General features: G+C 66.9%; 20 protein-coding genes. 9 read left to right on the top strand and 11 right to left on the bottom strand.

The genetic code is table 11. The features are described 5' to 3' along the window. Positions 1 to 36 precede the first annotated feature (36 nt). The 3 genes from IHE46_RS07090 to xth are packed head-to-tail and all read right to left on the bottom strand — an operon-like array spanning position 37 to position 2274. On the bottom strand, positions 37 to 783 hold the full coding sequence (locus IHE46_RS07090; protein WP_192163934.1) for a DUF4336 domain-containing protein: 747 nt from the start codon (positions 781 to 783) through the stop codon (positions 37 to 39). A gap of 28 nt (positions 784 to 811) precedes the next feature. Next, a complete protein-coding gene (locus IHE46_RS07095) occupies positions 812 to 1498 on the bottom strand; it encodes a YecA family protein (RefSeq protein WP_192163935.1) in 687 nt (228 codons plus the stop codon). Then, entirely contained in the window at positions 1498 to 2274 is a 777-nt protein-coding gene (xth, locus tag IHE46_RS07100; RefSeq protein ID WP_192163936.1) for an exodeoxyribonuclease III, read from the bottom strand. Before xth ends, IHE46_RS07095 begins: the two co-directional genes overlap by 1 nt. A 179-nt stretch (positions 2275 to 2453) precedes the next feature. Between xth and IHE46_RS07105 the strand changes: the two genes are divergently transcribed. Then, positions 2454 to 2663 carry a cold-shock protein gene (locus IHE46_RS07105; protein ID WP_192108075.1) on the top strand — a complete coding sequence of 70 codons (210 nt, stop codon included), beginning with the start codon at positions 2454 to 2456 and terminating at the stop codon, positions 2661 to 2663. Positions 2664 to 2769: 106 nt separating this feature from the next. On the opposite strand, the gene IHE46_RS07110 is transcribed toward IHE46_RS07105, so the two are convergent. Beyond that, positions 2770 to 3342, bottom strand: coding sequence for a GNAT family N-acetyltransferase (locus IHE46_RS07110; RefSeq protein WP_192163937.1), 573 nt, complete (start codon positions 3340 to 3342; stop codon positions 2770 to 2772). A gap of 1 nt (position 3343) precedes the next feature. Continuing rightward, on the bottom strand, positions 3344 to 5404 hold the full coding sequence (locus tag IHE46_RS07115; protein ID WP_192163938.1) for a M3 family metallopeptidase: 2061 nt from the start codon (positions 5402 to 5404) through the stop codon (positions 3344 to 3346). A gap of 105 nt (positions 5405 to 5509) precedes the next feature. Between IHE46_RS07115 and IHE46_RS07120 the strand changes: the two genes are divergently transcribed. Next, positions 5510 to 6040 (top strand): gamma carbonic anhydrase family protein, encoded by a 531-nt coding sequence (locus IHE46_RS07120; protein WP_192163939.1) that lies wholly within the window; start codon positions 5510 to 5512, stop codon positions 6038 to 6040. Positions 6041 to 6067: 27 nt separating this feature from the next. On the opposite strand, the gene IHE46_RS07125 is transcribed toward IHE46_RS07120, so the two are convergent. From IHE46_RS07125 to aroE, 3 genes are all read right to left on the bottom strand, one after another. Continuing rightward, positions 6068 to 6607: a hypothetical protein gene (locus tag IHE46_RS07125; RefSeq protein WP_192163940.1), complete on the bottom strand. Its 540-nt coding sequence runs from the start codon at positions 6605 to 6607 to the stop codon at positions 6068 to 6070. Positions 6608 to 6773: 166 nt separating this feature from the next. After that, positions 6774 to 8534, bottom strand: coding sequence for a peptide-N4-asparagine amidase (locus IHE46_RS07130; RefSeq protein WP_192163941.1), 1761 nt, complete (start codon positions 8532 to 8534; stop codon positions 6774 to 6776). A gap of 403 nt (positions 8535 to 8937) precedes the next feature. After that, positions 8938 to 9762, bottom strand: a complete 825-nt coding sequence (gene aroE / locus IHE46_RS07135) for a shikimate dehydrogenase (RefSeq protein ID WP_192164091.1) — start codon at positions 9760 to 9762, stop codon at positions 8938 to 8940. A 180-nt stretch (positions 9763 to 9942) separates the two neighbouring features. Between aroE and IHE46_RS07140 the strand changes: the two genes are divergently transcribed. Continuing rightward, entirely contained in the window at positions 9943 to 10176 is a 234-nt protein-coding gene (locus IHE46_RS07140; protein ID WP_192163942.1) for a hypothetical protein, read from the top strand. 55 nt (positions 10177 to 10231) lie between these two features. On the opposite strand, the gene IHE46_RS07145 is transcribed toward IHE46_RS07140, so the two are convergent. Next, positions 10232 to 11716 (bottom strand): RimK family protein, encoded by a 1485-nt coding sequence (locus IHE46_RS07145; RefSeq protein ID WP_192163943.1) that lies wholly within the window; start codon positions 11714 to 11716, stop codon positions 10232 to 10234. Positions 11717 to 11921: 205 nt separating this feature from the next. On the opposite strand from IHE46_RS07145, the gene IHE46_RS07150 reads away from it, so the two are divergent. Next, positions 11922 to 12383, top strand: a complete 462-nt coding sequence (locus IHE46_RS07150) for a GNAT family N-acetyltransferase (RefSeq protein ID WP_192163944.1) — start codon at positions 11922 to 11924, stop codon at positions 12381 to 12383. Between the two features lie 63 nt (positions 12384 to 12446). On the opposite strand, the gene IHE46_RS07155 is transcribed toward IHE46_RS07150, so the two are convergent. Together IHE46_RS07155 and IHE46_RS07160 are read right to left on the bottom strand one after the other, a co-directional pair. Further along, a complete protein-coding gene (locus tag IHE46_RS07155) occupies positions 12447 to 12725 on the bottom strand; it encodes a hypothetical protein (protein ID WP_192163945.1) in 279 nt (92 codons plus the stop codon). 120 nt (positions 12726 to 12845) lie between these two features. Next, the gene (locus tag IHE46_RS07160) at positions 12846 to 13526 is read right to left on the bottom strand and encodes a hypothetical protein (RefSeq protein WP_192163946.1); all 681 of its coding nucleotides are present in this window, start codon (positions 13524 to 13526) and stop codon (positions 12846 to 12848) included. A gap of 91 nt (positions 13527 to 13617) precedes the next feature. Between IHE46_RS07160 and IHE46_RS07165 the strand changes: the two genes are divergently transcribed. The 5 genes from IHE46_RS07165 to hslV all read left to right on the top strand — a co-directional run bounded on the left by IHE46_RS07165 (position 13618) and on the right by hslV (position 17109). Continuing rightward, positions 13618 to 13860, top strand: a complete 243-nt coding sequence (locus IHE46_RS07165; protein WP_192163947.1) for a lipoprotein — start codon at positions 13618 to 13620, stop codon at positions 13858 to 13860. Between the two features lie 9 nt (positions 13861 to 13869). Next, a complete protein-coding gene (dapF, locus tag IHE46_RS07170; protein WP_192163948.1) occupies positions 13870 to 14703 on the top strand; it encodes a diaminopimelate epimerase in 834 nt (277 codons plus the stop codon). A 54-nt stretch (positions 14704 to 14757) separates the two neighbouring features. Further along, positions 14758 to 15444, top strand: coding sequence for a DUF484 family protein (locus IHE46_RS07175; RefSeq protein ID WP_192163949.1), 687 nt, complete (start codon positions 14758 to 14760; stop codon positions 15442 to 15444). A 7-nt stretch (positions 15445 to 15451) separates the two neighbouring features. Beyond that, positions 15452 to 16336: a tyrosine recombinase XerC gene (xerC, locus tag IHE46_RS07180; protein WP_192163950.1), complete on the top strand. Its 885-nt coding sequence runs from the start codon at positions 15452 to 15454 to the stop codon at positions 16334 to 16336. 236 nt (positions 16337 to 16572) lie between these two features. Continuing rightward, positions 16573 to 17109 (top strand): ATP-dependent protease subunit HslV, encoded by a 537-nt coding sequence (gene hslV / locus IHE46_RS07185; RefSeq protein ID WP_192163951.1) that lies wholly within the window; start codon positions 16573 to 16575, stop codon positions 17107 to 17109. Positions 17110 to 17177 lie beyond the last annotated feature (68 nt).

The raw sequence follows: 17177 nt of genomic DNA on the forward strand, positions 1-17177 counted from the left end.
ACGCCAGGAACGGATCGTTCCCCCGGTGCGACGATCTCACCCCAGCCAGCGGAACGCGCGGCGTACCTCCGCTTCGGCGTTCTCCGGATAGCAGCGGCCATGGGCAAGGATTATCCGCCGTGGCCGCCAAGCCATGACCTGTTGCAGGCAGGCGCGGGCACGGGCCTTGTCGCGGAAGGTGAAACGCATGTCCAGCGGCGTCTTGCCGTCGGGATCGAGCACGCCACCCAGCCTTGCGATCCAGCGCATCGCAAGGCCCAGCTTTGCCGGCTCGAAGTTCTCGATCAGGTCGGCGAGGATCAGCGTGCCGCTGGCGCGGTGCAGGAACACCACTTCCTCGATCGCGCGGCTGCCGCGGAAATGCAGCTGGTCGAGATCCGCGGCCCATGCCGGCTCGGGCAGGTCGCCCAGATCGGCATCGAAGGCAACCTCGATCTTCTGGCTTGCCGCGCGTTCGCGTACGCCGGGCGAGGCCCAGGCAACCGCGTCGGGATAGCGCCGCTTCCACGCGGCGATATGCGCGTAGTGCAGCTTGTTCGGCGAGACCAGGTGGCGCACGGGGCCCAACGCATCGATCTCGGCGAAAAGCGTCGCGTCGGGCGCGATCGGCGAATGGCACCACAGGCCGCCGTCGGTCAACCGCGCCACGGTCATGCGGGTGGGGAACGGCGCGCTGCCGCCCAGCGCGGCCATGTGCACGATGGGGCCGTCGGCGATCCACAGTCCTGGCGCGACCGACTTCAGCGTATTCAGCGGCTCGTAGAGTGGTGAGGCGACGTGCATGCGTCTGTTCACCTCCACGTATCGGGGATCAATGCACCCAATGCCCGCTGCGCTGGCGCGGTGCCGTACCGTCGTGGCCGGCCGGCTCGTCGTGCCGCTGCACCATCGCTTCCAGTTCGGCCTCGGTGACGGGCTTGGCCTGCCAGTACTGGCCGACGGCGTCGAGCACGGCGGGAATCTGCGCGAGGCAGTCGTCGTATTCCTCGTCGCTGAGCTTCTCGAACTCGGCCTCGGCGCTGAGCACGCCGTCGTCCACCGCCAGCGCCATCACCGGGCCCAGCAGTTCCATCAGTTGCGGATCGTCGGCGAGGCGGCTTTCCCACAGTGCGGCGCGCAGGTCGATGCCGCGGCTGAAACCCTCGCACCAGCCGGCAGCGGAGAGCGCAGGACCGGCATCCGTATCGACCTCGCCGAGGATGGGTTCGTAGGCATCCACGTCGAGTTCGGCGCTGATGGAATCGTTGAGCTTGGCCAGCAGCGCCAGCACGCGGTTGCCTTCCGCCTCGTCATCGAAGGGTTCGTGCAGCACCTCGGGCAGCCATTCGTCCGGCAACACCTGCAGCGGGCCGATCACCAGCGCGCTGAGCAGGCCGTGCACGCCATCCAGCAGCAGGCGGCCGTCACCCTCCTGCACATGGGCGCGCAGGTAGCGATCCAATTCGTCGAGCTCTTCGTCGGTGAGCGAGCTGGGCCAGTCGGACTTGCTTGTGTTCATCAGATATCCAGTTGCAGCGTCACCGGCGTGTGGTCGGAAGGCCGTTCCCAGCGACGCGGTTCGCGGTCGATCGCCGCGGTGGTGGCGACGGGTTTCAAGATCTCGCCAAGCAGGATCAAATCGATGCGCAGGCCCATGTTGCGCCGGAACGCGGCCTGCCGGTAGTCCCACCAGCTGAAGTGGCCGCCCTCCGGCTGGAACAGCCGGAAGCTGTCGTGCAGCCCGAGATCCGTGATGGCCTTGAGCGCGGCGCGTTCGGGCGGCGAGCAGAGGATGTCCTCGCCCCAGGCGGCGGGATCGTGCACGTCGCGGTCGTCGGGCGCGATGTTGAAATCACCCAGCACCACGAGCTTCGGATGGCGTGCAATCTCGCCCGCGAGGAATTCGCGCACGCGCTCCAGCCAGTGCAGCTTGTAGGCGTATTTCTCGTCGCCCACCGCCTTGCCGTTGACCACGTAGAGATCGACGATGCGCAGGCCGCCCACGGTGGCGGCAAGAATGCGCCGCTGCGGGTCGTCCAGCCCCGGGATGTCGGTGACCACGTCGGCGAAATCGCCCAGTTCCTCGCGTGCGAGGATGGCCACGCCGTTGTAGGTCTTCTGCCCCGAGAACACCGTCCGGTACCCGGCCGCAGCGAGTTCGGCGGCAGGAAACTTGGTGTCCTCCAGCTTGGTTTCCTGCAGCGCCACGATGTCCGGGCTGGCGTCCTCCAGCCACTGCAGAAGCTGCGGCAGGCGCACCTTCAGCGAGTTCACGTTCCACGAGGCGATCTTCATGCGGATATTGTACGGGATGCCTCGCGGCTGAACCGATGGGAGCCACAACCGTCGCCGCGCGCGTTTTCCATGTATGCTCGCGACGGCAAGAGCCGGGGAGGACTCGGATTTCCTGCTCCATGTTGCGGTCAGGCACACCCGCCAGGCCGCGATTCATTCATGTTTCAAAGGTATGTGTCATGTCGGAACGTCAGAGCGGTACGGTCAAGTGGTTCAACGATGCCAAGGGCTTCGGCTTCATCACGCCGGAAAGCGGTGAAGACCTGTTCGTGCATTTCCGCGCGATCCAGGGCAACGGCTTCAAGTCGCTGCAGGAAGGCCAGCGCGTCACTTTCGTCGTCACCAAGGGCCCGAAGGGCCTGCAGGCCGAGGAAGTGCAGAAGGCCTAAGCCTTCGGTACTCCGCCGCCTGGGAAGGCCCGCCGCAAGGCGGGCTTTTTCTTTGGCGGCAACACGACATGCCGGGACATGCACCGGACAGCGCGGCAGGCGACATTCAGCGCAGCGGCCTGACCATATGCTCGTGGCGGCGCCCAGCCAGCATGCGCTCGCCATCCACGGCGAAACCGAGTTTCTCGTAGAGCCGCTTCACGCCTGGCTTGGCTTCGTCCACCAGCAGGCCGATGCGCGCATGCCCGGCGCCCAGCGCTTCGGCGCACATCGCCTCGATCATCTGTGCGGCGACGCCACGGCCGCGCTGCGACGGGGCCACCGCCAGCGCGTCGAGGTAGTACTCGTCGGGAGCGCTCTCCGGCTCGTACGGCAATACACGCGACGGATCACGGCCGCGCAGCAATGCCCGCGTCGCCGCGAACAGCGCCGGCTCGTCGCGGCCGGGATAGGCGAGGATCGCGGCCACTGCCCCGCCACCTTGATCCAGCACCCGCACATGCGCGTGGCTGTAGCGGTTGTCGCGCCCCACGAACAGCTCGCGGAACAGTGGCCACGCCGCGCGCAACGACCCCGCGCCAGCCAGTTGCAACGCCTGCGCATCCATCGCCTCCACCAACAGCGGCACCGCTGCATCGGCGTCTTCGGGGTGCGCCTGGCGCAACAGCGGCTCCGGCATGTCAGTCCAGCAGGCCGTGGCTGCGCAGCAGCGCCTCCGGCTCGGGCTTGCGGCCGCGGAAGGCGGTGAAGCTTTCCAGTGCGGGGCGGCTGGCGCCCACGGAGAGCACTTCGCGACGGAAACGCGCGCCGGTGGCGGGATCGATCACGCTGTTGCCCTGCTTCGCGGCGTCCTCGAACGCACCGAACGCATCGGCGCTGAGCAGCTCGGCCCACAAATAGCTGTAGTAACCCGCCGCGTAGCCGCCCGCGAAGATGTGCGAGAACGCATGCGGAAAGCGCTGCCATGCCGGCGGATGCAGTACCGCCACTTGCTTGCGCGCCTGTTCCAGCACGGCCAGCGCACGCGCACCTTCGGCAGGGTCGTAGCCGAGGTGCAGGCTGAAATCGAACAGCGCGAATTCGAGCTGGCGCACCAGGAACAGGCCCGCATGGAAATGCCGTGCGGCGAGCATGCGCTGGAACAATTCTTCCGGCAGCGGCTCGCCGGTCTGCCAGTGGCGCGCGAACAGGTCCAGCGCCTCGCGGTTCCAGCCGAAGTTCTCCATGAACTGGCTGGGCAGTTCCACCGCGTCCCACTCCACGCCATCGATGCCGCCGATCGAGGGCAGGGCGATTTCGGTGAGCAGATGGTGCAGCCCGTGGCCGAATTCGTGGAACAGCGTGAGTACATCGTCGTGCGTGAGCAGCGCGGGTCTGCCTTCAGTGGGCGGAGCGAAGTTGCAGGTGAGGAAGGCCACCGGCAATTGCTTGGTGGCGCCGTCGTCGAAGCGGGCGCGGCACACGTCCATCCATGCGCCACCGCGTTTGCCGTTGCGCGCATAGAGATCGACGTAGGCGCCGGCGAAGACCCTGCCGTTTGCATCCATCACGTCGTAATAGCGCACGTCGGGATGCCACACGTCGACGCCATCGCGGGCGGCGAGCGTGATGCCGTAGAGTTTGCGCACGATGGCCCACAGCCCGTCGATCACCGCGGGCAACGGGAAGTAGGGCTTGAGCTGCTCCTCGTCCAGCGCGTAGTTCTGCTGGCGCAGCTTTTCGGAGGCGTAGCCCACGTCCCAGGATTCGAGGTTGTCGAGCTTGAGTTCGTCGTGCGCGAACTGGCGCAGCGTGGCCAGCTCGCGCTGCGCCACCGGCTTCGCGCGCGTAGCAAGGTCGCGCAAAAACTCCATCACTTCGGCGGGCGAGGCGGCCATCTTGGTGGCCAGCGACTCTTCGGCCGCGTTGGCGAAGCCAAGAAGCTGCGCGCCTTCGTGGCGCAGCGCCATGATCTTCTCGATGCGTGCGGAGTTGTCGTACTTGTCCGCATGCGGGCCCTGGTCGGAAGCACGCGTCTGGTAGGCCCAGTACACACGCTCGCGCAGGCCGCGGTTGTCGGCGTAGGTGAGCACGGCCTGCACGCTGGGCTGCTTGAGCGTGACCAAGTAGCCGTCCAGGTCTTGGTCTTTCGCGTATTGGCGCAACACCGCTAGGCCAGATTCGGGGATGCCGGCGAGGTCGCGCTCGTCCGTGACGTGCTCGTGCCACGCGTCGGTGGCGTCCAGCACGGCATTGGAGAATTCGGTGGACAGTTTCGACAACTCCACCCCGATCTCGCGGAAACGCGTGCGCGCGGGCTCTTCCAACGACACGCCGGAGAGCTTGAAATCGCGCAGCGCGTGTTCCACCAGCGCACGCTCGGGCCGCGGCAACGTGGCGAAACCCGGTTCGTCGGCCACGGCCTGCACGGCTGCATAGAGATCGCGATTCTGGCCCTGCGCGATCGCGTGCTCGGTGAGCTTTTCCTCGGCCGGGCCATAGGCCTCGCGCAGCGCAGGGCTGTCGGCCACCGAATGCAGGTGCGACACCGGCGACCAGGCGCGTGCAAGACGCTGGCCCAGGCGCTCCTGCGTCAGCATCACGTGGGCAAAATCGCGCGGCGCGCCGGGGGCGGTGAGCGCGGCTATCGCCGCATCGTCGTCGGCGAGGATGCCGTCGATGGCCGGCGCGATCTGTTCGGGGCGGATGCGGGAAAACGCCGGCAGCGTATCGTCGGCCAGCAGCGGGTTGTCGTGGTTCATGGCGGCTCCTTGTCGAGGCGAAGCGTGGCGAGCGCGCCGGGCGAAATCAAGCACCGCCAGCTAAACGCAAGAGCCGGCGATGCAGGAGGCCACTACAATGCGCGCATGACCAACCTGCGCAATTACAAGGGCATCAGCCCCGTCCTCGGCGATCGCGTCTATCTCGACCCCACCGCCACCGTGATAGGCGACGTGGTGCTGGGCGACGATGTGTCGGTCTGGCCTGGCGCGGTGCTGCGCGGCGACGTGAACCACATCCGCGTGGGGGCACGCACCAACATCCAGGACGGCGCCATCGTGCATGTGGCGCATGCCGGCCCCTACGGTCCGGGCTACCCCTGCCTGATCGGCGCCGACGTCACCATCGGCCACGCCGCGGTGGTGCATGCCTGCACCATCGAAGACGGCTGCCTGATCGGCATGCACGCCAGCGTGCTCGACGGTGCGGTGGTGAAGAAGCACGGTTTCGTCGGTGCAGGCGCGCTGATCCCGCCGGGCAAAGTGGTGGGCGAACGCGAACTGTGGCTGGGCAACCCGGCCAAGCTCGTGCGCGTGCTCAGCGACGTCCAGGTCGAGCAGCTGATGTATTCCGCCGCGCACTACGTGCGGGTGAAGGACGATTACCTGACGGCCTGAGTGCCCTTCGAGGCTGTCCAACGGCCCTTATTGCAACGCGGCCGTCTGTCGCGCAGCCAAGGCCGCAGCCTGCGCCGCATGCTTGCGTCCCAGCAGCGTGCGCTGGGCGTCGAGATAACCGCCGAGTAGGGCGAGCTTGTAGTCGCTGGCGTTCAACTCGTCGTGTGCCGGGTCGTACCGGTAGTTACCGGCATCGTAGGCGCGCAGCAGCTGCAGTTCGCGCTGCGCCTCGTCGAGGTCGCCGTCGGCGATGCTGTGTTCCACGTCTGCGCAGGCCGGCTTGAACATGTCGCGCAGCGCAGCCAGCGCGGTGTGGTTGCCCGGTTCGAGCTGCAGCACGCTGAAGTAGAACTCGAACGCGTTGCTGCCCACTGGCGCCACGAGGCGGCCTTCGTGCTGCGCGGTGGATGCGAGGCCGAGCATGATGTGCACGCCGCTGTCGTCGGACGATGGCTGCGTGGCGGCATGGGCATTCCAGCGCCACCAGCCACCGCCGAGCATGATCAACACCAACAGACCGCCCAGCCATACCGGACGGCGCGAAAAGAACGAAGCGAGATTTTGCATGGCACCCGTGCCTGACCAAGACGGCGAAACAGCCACCCTTCGGGACGGCCGCGATCGGGCGGCAAACTAGCGGCCCATCATGTCAGGGCGATGACTCGCCACGATCCGGCCAAAAGAAAGGACCGGGAGACCGGTCCTTTCTTGCCTGCATCGTGCTTTAACTGCATCAAGGTAGGAGCTGTACGGTCGCTCCGTAGGCACGGGACGCAAACTGCGAGAAACGATCGCGCCAGGAAAGGTTGTTGGAACCCATCCAGCATGCCGCTCCATCCACCCAGCCCGTGAGTGCGTTGTTCTTCGAGGAAATCTTGCGGCTGTAGCACTCACCGAAAGAATCCTTGTAGCGGTAATCCTGGTCGCTGTACGTGTTCGTCACGCCGGTAATCGCCGTTTGGGCAGAATTGATCAGGATGGTGTTGTTTCCGTCGAACGTGTTGTCGAGCGTGGCCGAAACGGGCGGGGAGAGTAAGGGCCACAACGAAACCGATTGCCGGAAACCCTGTTCCTTCACGTCGGAGTACTGCTGGTAGCTGCCGTCGGGCTGCTGGAAATAGCCCAGGTCGAGCTTGAGCGGATAGCTGAAATGCTCACGGAGGATGGCCGTATGGCGCCCGTCGGTGCGCGTCGTGGTCGAATCCACCGTCGAGGCCTGCAGAATGTTCTCGCCTTCGCTGTTGGCCGGCAGGGAATAGTCCTGCGAGTTGGAGAAGGCGACGTCCTGCGCGACCTGCGTCTGCACCACGCCGTGCGAAGTGACCACCACGCCGGTGATGGCGAACTTGCGCTTCGAGGTGACGGTGATGTTGCCGCCCGTCAGGTTCTTGTTGGCATCGGTGGTGAGGTTCTCGACGACCTTGGGCGTGGGCGCGGCGGTCAGCGTATTCGAAAGCACCGAGCCCCTGACCTGCTTCGAACCGTGGTCGAGGTACAGCAGCAGATTGCCGGCTACGCTGAAGTACTGGTTCGCGTTGAACACGCTCAGCGAGACGGTGTGCGTCTTGCCGTCATCGAGCTGGCCGGCGAACGGAGTGAGGTCGACGCGGTAGGGCGTGAAGGACAGCGTCTGCACGCCCGGTATCGGCTCCCACAGCCACGGGTTGCCGGTGCCGCCGGTGTAGATCCACGGGTAGACCGGCGCGACGCCGGCCGGCTGGCCGTCGATGCTGACCTCGGTTTCGCGGAACGCCGTGTTGTTGCAGCCGAAGAAGCTCAGGGTGCCCTGGTCGTTCGGATTGCAGGAGTACCAGATCTCGTCGTTGCTCTGGCTTTGCGCGTAGACGTCCAGATAGGCGCGTTCGATATTCCTGGGCAGCAACGTGTAAGTCGCCGTGTACTGGTCGGCCGTCGTGTTCAGGGCATAGGTGCCGTTCGCCGGATTCGCATTCATCGACAATACGACGTCCGGGCGAGGCTGCAGGTGGCCGTTGCCGTTGTCATCGTTCCCTTGCTCATTGCCATGGTTTTCGTGCGCATCGCCATGGACCACGGGATAGAAATAAAGGGCTGCCGAACCGCTGAGCTTGCCGTTGTAGGGGCCTTCTACATAGTTGACGAAGTCGGAATGCCCGCTCTGGGCAGCTGCGAACACGGCGCTGTAATCGGTCACGTCGCGCTCGATGTGCCAGGTCGTGGCACTGGGCGGCGCGACACTGGGTTCCTGCGTGGTGCCGAAATAGAGGATCGCGCCACCCAGCCAGATGGAACCGGTGCGATCGAACTGGTTGGTGCCCAGCATGCTGACATCGACCGTGAGCACGACTTTCTGCCAGGGACCGGGGCATCCGGCAGGCGGGGTGTAGTTGATCGGCGTCGGACCGCTGGGGTTGTCGAACGACGCATTGGTGTACAGCGGCACGACACACGGCGTCGTTGGCGGCCGCGGCACCGCCGGATCGGCGACGGCCACGTTGTGCGAACCGACCGTCAAGGATTGCGCCGAAACATTCGACACGCCGACGCATGCCAGAACGGCCAAGACGCACTGCGCGACGGGATGTTTCAGATTCCGGAACGAATGCCGCCGAGTCGGTATCGCGCCACCTCCCATTCCTCGCGCCGCCAAGTCGGCAGCCGTCGTATCGGACGAACCGGCCGCACTTCCGCCAGCGACGAAAACATTGCAGGCAGACCCCATCAACCTGGCGATGGCCAGGCTTCGAACATACATCCCCATCCGCAGCATGTGATTACCCCTCGTGTAGGAACCTACCCGCGGGCGCCATGGCGTCCCGGGCAGGCTCTGGCCGCCCCTGTGCCGGGCATGCTGGCACCCGGATTTTTAGACGGGGTCAAATGCCTGCATACAAGGAAATGCGGCAGGCAAGGGGCGCTCAGACCGCCATGCGCAGGGCCTGGTAGACCGGCTCGGTATCGGGTCGCCGGCCGTGCCACGCATCGAACGCCTCGGCCGCCTGCTCCACCAGCATGCCGAGGCCGTCCCAGGCGTAACGTGCGCCCGCGGCCCTGGCCCACGCCACGAAATCGATGGCTGCCGCCCCATAGGCGAGGTCGTAGCAGAGCGCGCGGGCACCCACCAGCGACATCGGCAGGCTGAGGCCGCCGCCCAGCACGCCGGCCGAAGTGGCGTTGACGATCAGGTCGTAGCTGCCCAGGCTGGCGAGATCGTCCCAGTAGCGGGTGTGCACGCGGGCGGGTTCGCCGATCGCGTCGGCCAGCGCGTCGGCGGTTTCCGGCGTGCGGTTGACGATGGTGAGCGTCTGCACGCCCGCGTCCAGCAGCGACCACGCCACGGCGCGCGCAGCTCCTCCCGCACCCAGCAGCAGCGTGTCGTGGCCGCGCAAGTCCACGCGATGACGCTCGGTAAGGTCGCGTACCAGGCCCGCGCCATCGGTGTTGTGCGCGGCAAGCCGGCCATCGGGCAGGCGAGTCAGCACGTTCGCCGTACCGGCTCGGGTAGCCGCCTCGCTGCGCTCGTCCGCCAGAGCGAAGGCCGCACCCTTGTGCGGCAGGGTGACGTTGGCGCCCGCGCCGCCTGCCGCGAAGAACGTGCGCACCGACTCGGCAAAAGCCTCCGGCGCCGCGTCGATGGTGCGGTACTCCAGCGCGATCCCGAACTGCCGCGCGAAGTCCTGGTGGATGCGCGGCGACAGCGAATGCGCGATCGGATGGCCGAACACGGCGAACTGGGAAGGCAGGCTCATGCATTGCTCCTGGGGGTGGATGGCCATTTTGAGGCCCGCCTGCGGACTCGGGGAAGGGCCTCAGGGTCCTTGCTTCCGAAAACGGGGAAGCGCAAGGGCGCAGCGTTTCCGCGCGTCGCAAGCCGTGAGATGTGACGCCGGCATGCTGCATCCATCGCCCCCGGAAAAGCAGCCATGCGCACCACCACCATCGACCACCGCCACCACGAACACCTGCTGGCTATCGCCCTGCTGTGGCTCGCGGTCGGCGGCACGCTACTCCTGACCACCCTGGTACCCGCGCACACCGCGCTGCTGGGCTGGGCACCGTTGTTGTGGTTGTTCGCGGCACCACTGGCGCTGCTGCTGATCCTCGAACCCGGCCTGCCGCGCGCGCTGCTCACGCTGAAGCGCACGCGCCGCCATTGATTCCATCTGGCAGTGGAAGGGCCCGTCGCCGCAGGGACGCGGCGTTCGGTGCACCTCAATCCTTGATGCCTTGCCGCTTGAGTTCCATCCGGCGGAGGAACTCGCGCATCACGCGCAAGTACAACTCCTCGCCGAGGCATTCATCCTCGACGCCGGCGTCGATGGACGGGTTGTCGTTCACCTCGATCACCACCGGCTTGTCGCCCACGCGCTTGATGTCCACGCCATAGAGGCCGTTGCCGACAGCCTGGGTAGCCTTGAGTGCCAGCTTCACCACGTCGGCCGGCGCGTTTTCGATGGGCAAGGTTTCCGATTCGCCGGTCTTGGACGCGCCTTTCGCGCCGTGGTTGTAGATCTGCCAGTGGCCGCGCGACATGAAGTACTTGCAGGCATACAGCGCCTCGCCGTTGAGCACGCCGATGCGCCAGTCGAACTCGGTGTAGACGAACTCCTGCGCCAGCAGCAGCGCACTGTGCTGGAACAGTTCCGCCGTGGCCTTGGTGAGCGCAGCTTCGTCTTCCACCTTCACCACGCCGCGCGAGAACGAGCCGTCGGGGATCTTCAGCACCAGCGGATAGCCGAGCTTTCCGGCGACCTCCTTGAGGCCCTTCGTGTCGTCGCGGTAGAGGATTTCCGTGCGCGGCACGGCCAGCTTGCGCGACACCATCAGGTCGTTGAGGAAGATCTTGTTCGTGCAGCGCAGAATCGACGTGGGATCGTCGATCACCACCATGCCTTCCTTCTCCGCGCGATGCGCGAAGCGGTAGGTGTGGTTGTCGCTGGCGGTGGTCTCGCGGATGAACAGGCCGTCGTATTCGGCGAGGCGCTGGTAGTCGTTCTTGCCGATGGGGTCGACTTCGATGCCCAGCTCCTTGCCGGCCGCGATGAAGGCCTTCTGCGCCTTCTTGTTCGACGGCGGCATGGACTCGTGCGGGTCCACCAGCATGGCGACGTCGTAGCGGAACTGCTTGCGCGCCTTGGGCTTGCGCCACAGCTTCTTGCTGAAGCGGTCGAGCTCCTCGGCGAAGGCATCTTCCTGCGCGTCATCCAGTGTCTGCAGGCCCACCGGCTTGATCGCGCTGACCTGCCACACACGGTCGCGCTCGAACTCGATGCGCAGCAGCGGGCAGGGGAACATTTCGAATACCTGGCGCGCCAGATCCTGCAAGGCCGGCTGCGAGGTCTGGCCGAAGTAGACGAGGATGCCGAAATCGGTGGTGTCGCGGCCGCCCGCCGGCAGGAAGTGGGTCAGCTTGGCGCTGAGATCCTCGATCTCCAGGCCGTACAGCGAACGGCGGCGCAGGTCGTTCACCGTGCGCACCGACGGCATCACCTTGTGCCCGCGCGCTTCGGCCAGCAACGACACGTAGTAGCCGGTGCCGAGGTACTTGTAGCTGCGGCAGAGGTTGATGACATGCGTGCGCTCATCATCGACACCCACGGCCTCGCGCAGGTAGTCCGCAGCCGTGACCACGTCCGCGGACGGGTAGTACACGCTCCAGTCGGAGGCTTTCTCGACCACGATGACCAGACGGGCCATGTCACCACTCAGGCTTGCGGTTGCTGGGGTGCCTTGCGTGCAAGGCGACGAGCACGAAGTTTGGCACAGCAAGGCCGCTTCCCGGCCCGCGGCACTGAACCCTTGCTAAGCGCGCGCCCCGCCACAATTGCCGCATCGTCGGCTGGCCACTACAGTCCGCCCCGTTTGCCGCCGTGCACGTGTTCGATAAAAGGAGCCCATCGCCATGCCGCCAGCCAACGTGCGCGTCCGCTCTGCCGAGCTTTCCGATCTCGACGACCTGGTGGCGCTGGAGGAACACAGCTTCACCAGCGACCGCTTGAGCCGCGCGCAGTTCCGCCGCCATCTCGACAGCGACAGCGCGAAGGTGCTGGTGGCCAGCACGGGCCCGCATCGTTTCCTGGGCACCGCGGTGATGTTCTTCCGCAAACGCAGCGGCGTGGCGCGCCTGTATTCCATTGCCACCCACCACGCGGCGCGCGGGCAGGGCGTGGGATCGGTCCTGCTCGATGCCGTCGAACACCTGGCGCGTCGCCGCCGTTGCCGCGCGCTGCGCCTGGAAGTGCGCGCCGACAACGCCGGCGCGATCCGTCTCTACGAGCGCCTGGGCTACCGCCGGATCGCCACGCTCGCGAAGTACTACGAGGATGGCGCCGACGGGTGGCGCTACGAGAAGCTGCTCGGATAAAAATGCACCGGCCCCGCCGCAATGCGGCGAGGCCGGCGATCGCTCACGCCCGCAGTGCGGGCATCACTTGTGGTTCTGGTTCGCCGCTTCCGCCGCCGCCTTGAGTTCCCGGTTGGCCTGGTCGAGCAAATCCTTCGCCTTGGCCGCGTGGCCGTCCATGTCCCACTCGTTCGCCTGCTGCGCGGCGACGATGCGCTGGTAGGCCTTGTCGGTGAGCTTCTGCGCCGCCGAGATATTCGGATGGCGGCTGCCGCTGACGTTGTGAACCGGCTGCGTGGCAAAGGCGGCGCCGGCAGCGATGGCGAGTGCGACGGTCAAAGCGGCTTGCGTGAGCTTGTTCATGGACCTCTCCCGGGTTGAGTGGATGCCATGGCTGCGGACTGCCGATGTCGCGTCGCATGGCGAGGCGAATCTAGCGCGGTCGCCGCACAAGTTCCTGCGACGGGTTCAGCCGGCGGATGGCTAGCCGCCCAGCGGCGAACTGATGCGCTGCGCGGTGGCCGCGTCCGGCCGTGCCACCAGCGCTCCGGCACCCGAAAGGCTCAGGGTGTAGTGACCGCCGTCGACCAGCGGCAGGAAGGCGCCGCTGCCGTAGACCGCATCCACCATCGGCAACGCACGCGGGTACTGCCGATGCAGGTCGAGCAGGTCGAACCCGTCGGACGAACCGAGGGCGATCACCGTGCGCGGTGCGGTCTGTTCCTGTGCCACGTCGTCGTACCGGCCGTCGATGCGGTCGAGGCGATACAGCGGGGGCAGACCGGCGAGCAGCTTCCACTTCAGCACCACGGCTTCGATGCGCCAGTCGTCGCCGGCCAGTTGCACCTGGCGCGTGGCGCCGTCGGGCCAGCTCAAGGTGACCGCCCATTGCTGGGGCGAGAGGATGTGTGCATCGACCTCGGCCACCGGGGTTTCCTCGTCCAGCAGGCGATAACCGCGCAACGCCCAGCCGCCGACGCCGAGCATCACACTGAGCACGAGGCATCCCAGGCACAGCAACCCATGCCAGCCTGCCGACAACTTCGCGCCTGCATCGAGGCGGCGGCGCAGCAGGACCAATTGCATCAGGCAGATCAACAGCAGGATCGCGGCCAGCACCAGCAGCACGGTGGCGGGCAGGCGCAGCAACTCGATCGGGTTCATCGGTGTTTCCGGGGGTAGGGACCGGCGCATGATAAGCGCTGCGGCGCGCTCGCTATACTGCGCCGTCACGCTTTCGCCAGGGTATCCGACCATGCGCCGTCTGTTGCTGCTGCCGCTCTGCCTCGTTGCCGCCACGCTCGCCGGCTGCGGCAACAAGGGCCCGCTGTACATGCCGAACAACCCTCACCCGCCGGTGTACGTGCCGCCCAAGCCCGTACCCGCCCCGTCCGCCACGGCGACCGGGCCGGCCCCGAATGCGCCGACGTCGGCAAGCAGCGCGCCCATCTCGTCGGCCACCGCGCCGACCCCGGCGAACGGCAACGCCACGCACTGAGCCCTGCCGATGCTGCGCTTCTCGAAGATGCACGGCCTGGGCAACGACTTCGTGGTGCTCGATTGCCGCACCACGCCGTTCGCACTGGACGAGACGACCATCCGCGCGCTGGCCGACCGCCACACCGGCGTGGGTTTCGACCAGCTGCTCAGCGTGGAACCCGCGCGCGATCCGACCTGCGCGTTCTACTACGGCATCTGGAACACCGACGGCTCACCCGCGCGCCAGTGCGGCAACGGCGTGCGCTGCGTGGCGGCCTGGCTGCATCGCGCCGGCGCGCTGGCGTTGGGCGAACCGGTGCGACTGGAAAGCCCGTCCGGCCCGGTGGCCGTGCGCCTGCTATCGGCGCACGAAGTCACCGTGGACATGGGCGAGCCGGTGTTCGAACCGGCGCGGATTCCGTTCGAGGCCGCGGCCGAAGCGGCGCGTTACGTGATCGAGGTGAATGGCGAACCGCTGGAAATCGGTGCGGTATCAATGGGCAATCCCCACGCGGTGGTGCAGGTGCCGGTCTCGCCTTCGCGTGGCATGGCTCGCCAGGCCCCCGCCATCACCATGCATCCGCGCTTTCCCCAAGGCGCGAACACGGGCTTTGCCGAAGTGCTCGACCGCGGCCATGTGCGTCTGCACGTGCACGAGCGCGGCGTAGGCTGGACGCAGGCCTGCGGCACCGGCGCCTGCGCGGCGATGGCAGTGTTGCACCGGCGGGGCGAGGTGGACGAACGCGTGCGCGTGGACCTGCCGGGCGGTTCGCTGCGCATCGACTGGCACGGCCCCGGCCATACGCTGTGGATGACCGGTCCGGCCGCGTTCGCGTTCGAAGGTGAATGGCCCACGGATTGATCCCGCCGCGCGTCCATCGCACACTCGGTGCATGACCGCAGGAGGAGAACGCGCATGAACGTCCCCTTGTCCGACGACACCATCGACGCCGGCGCTGTCGCAGCCTATCTGAAGCAACACCCGTCCTTCCTCAACGACTACCCCGAACTGGCCGCGCAGCTCACCATGCCGCGTGAGCAAGGTGCGGTGGCCTCGCTTGCCGCGTACCAGTTGCAGCAGCTGCGCGACAAGAACGCCGAGCTGGAACGCCGCCTCGGCGAACTGGCCACCATCGCCAGCGACAACGAAAAGCTGATGGAGCGCGTGCACGTGCTCACCGTGGCGCTGCTGCGCGCGAACACGCTGGAAGTGACCACGCGCACCGTGATCGCCAAGCTCAACGAGGACTTCCACACCGAACAGGTGCGCCTGCTGCTGTTCGGCAACCATGCCGACCTGCCGCGCTCGGAGTGGCTGCGCCAGGTGGGCGGCGGCGCCTCGGAACTGCCCGAACTGGCCGAACTGCTGCAGCGGCGCGAGCCGGTTTCCGGCCGCCTGTCCACCGACAAACTGGCGCAGCTGTTCGGCGACGAAGCCGCCGCCATCCGTTCGGCGGCGCTGGTACCTCTGGGCGACGCCGGCATCCTTGCCATCGGCAGCCATGACCCCGACCGCTTCCAGCCAGGCATGGGCACGCTGTTCCTCAAGATGATCGCCGCCGCCGTCACTGCCGCACTGGCACGGGCACGGGACCTCGCCTGAGCGAAACATGAAACCTGCACAACAGGTCGAAGCCTGGCTCGCCCGTCTCGCCGGCGAACGGCAAGCTTCGCCGCACACCGTGGACGGTTACCGTCGCGACCTCGCCAAGCTCACCGCATGGATGGAGGCGCAGGGCATCGAGGGTTTCACCGCCCTCGAACCGAACCGCCTGCGCCAGTTCGTGGCCACGCAGCACCGTGCGGGACTGGCGCCGAAAAGCCTGCAGCGCCTGCTTTCCTCCTGCCGCAGCCTGTTCCGCCAGCTCAGCCGCGAAGGCGCGCTGGCGCACGATCCGCTGGCCGGCGTGCGCGGCCCCAAGGTGCATCGCAAGCTGCCCGTGGTGCTGGACGTGGACGAGGCCACCACGCTCGTGGAATCGGGCAGCGACGGTGCGCTGGCGCCGCGCGACCGCGCGATGCTGGAGCTGTTCTATTCCAGCGGCCTGCGCCTGTCCGAGCTGGTCGGCCTGCGCTGGAGCGACCTCGACCTCGACGGCGGCGAGGTACGCGTGCTGGGCAAGGGCCGCAAGATGCGCATCGTGCCGGTGGGCCGTCACGCCGTGGCAGCGCTGCGCGCGCTGGGCGATGCGACGGGCAGGGCGCCGGAGTCGCCGGTATTCCGCGGCCGCGGCGGCGCGGCCATCAACCCGCGCACCGTGCAGATCCGGCTGCGCAAGCTCGCGCTCGCCAACGGCTTCGCCAAGCACGTGCACCCGCATTTGCTGCGCCATACCTTCGCCAGCCACATGCTGGAATCCTCCGGCGACCTGCGTGCCGTGCAGGAGCTGCTGGGCCATGCCGACATCGCCACCACGCAGATCTATACACACTTGGATTTCCAGCACCTGGCCAAGGTGTACGACGCGGCGCATCCAAGGGCGCGGAGAAAGTAAGCGCGCTTCTTGCGTTTGCCTCTTCTCGCTTTTGGGGAGAAGGCTGGGATGAGGGGCGGGTGCTTGCGTGGGCGCGGCTTCTTGAAGCTCGCTTCGACAAGGTCCTCCGCCCGCTTGGCCCCTCACCCCAACCCTCTTCCCGGCGGGGAGAGGGAGCGAACGGGCCCAGCAGGTCTGTTCCGCATTGAAGCTCCGGCTATCCGACCCCATCTGGTTCGCTCAACCTTGGAGCTTTTATGGAACCCTTCCACGCCACCACCATCGTCAGCGTGCGCCGCAACGGCAAGGTCGTGATCGGCGGCGACGGCCAGGTCACGCTGGGCAACATCGTGGCCAAGGCCAATGCGCGCAAGATCCGCCGCCTCGGCCGCAATGCCGACGTGCTGGCCGGTTTCGCCGGCGCCACCGCCGACGCCTTCACGCTGTTCGAACTGTTCGAGCAGAAGCTGGACAAGCACGGCAACAACCTCACCCGCGCCGCGGTGGAGATGGCCAAGGAATGGCGCACCGACCGCCGCCTCGGCCGCCTCGAGGCCATGCTGGCGGTGGCCGACAAGGAGGCCTCGCTGCTGATCTCCGGCAACGGCGACGTGCTGGAGCCCGAGCACGGCCTGATCGCCATCGGTTCCGGCGGCCCCTACGCGCAATCCGCTGCGCTGGCGCTGCTGGAGAACACCGAGCTGGACGCCCGCGCCGTGGTGGAGCGCGCGCTGAAGATCGCCGGCGACATCTGCATCTACACCAACCACAACACCACGATCGAGGAGCTGTGAGCAGCTCGCTTCGATAACGTCATCCCGGCGCAGGCCGGAATCCACGGCCTCGTTACCTGAGCAGGCGA

It is taken from the genome of Rhodanobacter sp. DHG33 (genome assembly GCF_014843005.1).
Classification (GTDB): Bacteria; Pseudomonadota; Gammaproteobacteria; order Xanthomonadales; family Rhodanobacteraceae; genus Rhodanobacter_A.

Bases quoted from the DNA above. Each gene is read 5' to 3' on its own strand.
- IHE46_RS07120 (WP_192163939.1), top strand. From the start codon at position 5,510: ATGACCAACCTGCGCAATTACAAGGGCATCAGCCCCGTCCTCGGCGAT.
- IHE46_RS07110 (WP_192163937.1), bottom strand. From the start codon at position 3,342: ATGCCGGAGCCGCTGTTGCGCCAGGCGCACCCCGAAGACGCCGATGCA.
- xerC (WP_192163950.1), top strand. From the start codon at position 15,452: ATGAAACCTGCACAACAGGTCGAAGCCTGGCTCGCCCGTCTCGCCGGC.
- IHE46_RS07145 (WP_192163943.1), bottom strand. From the start codon at position 11,716: ATGGCCCGTCTGGTCATCGTGGTCGAGAAAGCCTCCGACTGGAGCGTG.
- IHE46_RS07090 (WP_192163934.1), bottom strand. From the start codon at position 783: ATGCACGTCGCCTCACCACTCTACGAGCCGCTGAATACGCTGAAGTCG.
- xth (WP_192163936.1), bottom strand. From the start codon at position 2,274: ATGAAGATCGCCTCGTGGAACGTGAACTCGCTGAAGGTGCGCCTGCCG.
- IHE46_RS07105 (WP_192108075.1), top strand. From the start codon at position 2,454: ATGTCGGAACGTCAGAGCGGTACGGTCAAGTGGTTCAACGATGCCAAG.
- IHE46_RS07140 (WP_192163942.1), top strand. From the start codon at position 9,943: ATGCGCACCACCACCATCGACCACCGCCACCACGAACACCTGCTGGCT.
- IHE46_RS07125 (WP_192163940.1), bottom strand. From the start codon at position 6,607: ATGCAAAATCTCGCTTCGTTCTTTTCGCGCCGTCCGGTATGGCTGGGC.
- IHE46_RS07175 (WP_192163949.1), top strand. From the start codon at position 14,758: ATGAACGTCCCCTTGTCCGACGACACCATCGACGCCGGCGCTGTCGCA.
- IHE46_RS07150 (WP_192163944.1), top strand. From the start codon at position 11,922: ATGCCGCCAGCCAACGTGCGCGTCCGCTCTGCCGAGCTTTCCGATCTC.
- dapF (WP_192163948.1), top strand. From the start codon at position 13,870: ATGCTGCGCTTCTCGAAGATGCACGGCCTGGGCAACGACTTCGTGGTG.
- IHE46_RS07165 (WP_192163947.1), top strand. From the start codon at position 13,618: ATGCGCCGTCTGTTGCTGCTGCCGCTCTGCCTCGTTGCCGCCACGCTC.
- IHE46_RS07115 (WP_192163938.1), bottom strand. From the start codon at position 5,404: ATGAACCACGACAACCCGCTGCTGGCCGACGATACGCTGCCGGCGTTT.
- IHE46_RS07095 (WP_192163935.1), bottom strand. From the start codon at position 1,498: ATGAACACAAGCAAGTCCGACTGGCCCAGCTCGCTCACCGACGAAGAG.
- IHE46_RS07155 (WP_192163945.1), bottom strand. From the start codon at position 12,725: ATGAACAAGCTCACGCAAGCCGCTTTGACCGTCGCACTCGCCATCGCT.
- IHE46_RS07160 (WP_192163946.1), bottom strand. From the start codon at position 13,526: ATGAACCCGATCGAGTTGCTGCGCCTGCCCGCCACCGTGCTGCTGGTG.
- hslV (WP_192163951.1), top strand. From the start codon at position 16,573: ATGGAACCCTTCCACGCCACCACCATCGTCAGCGTGCGCCGCAACGGC.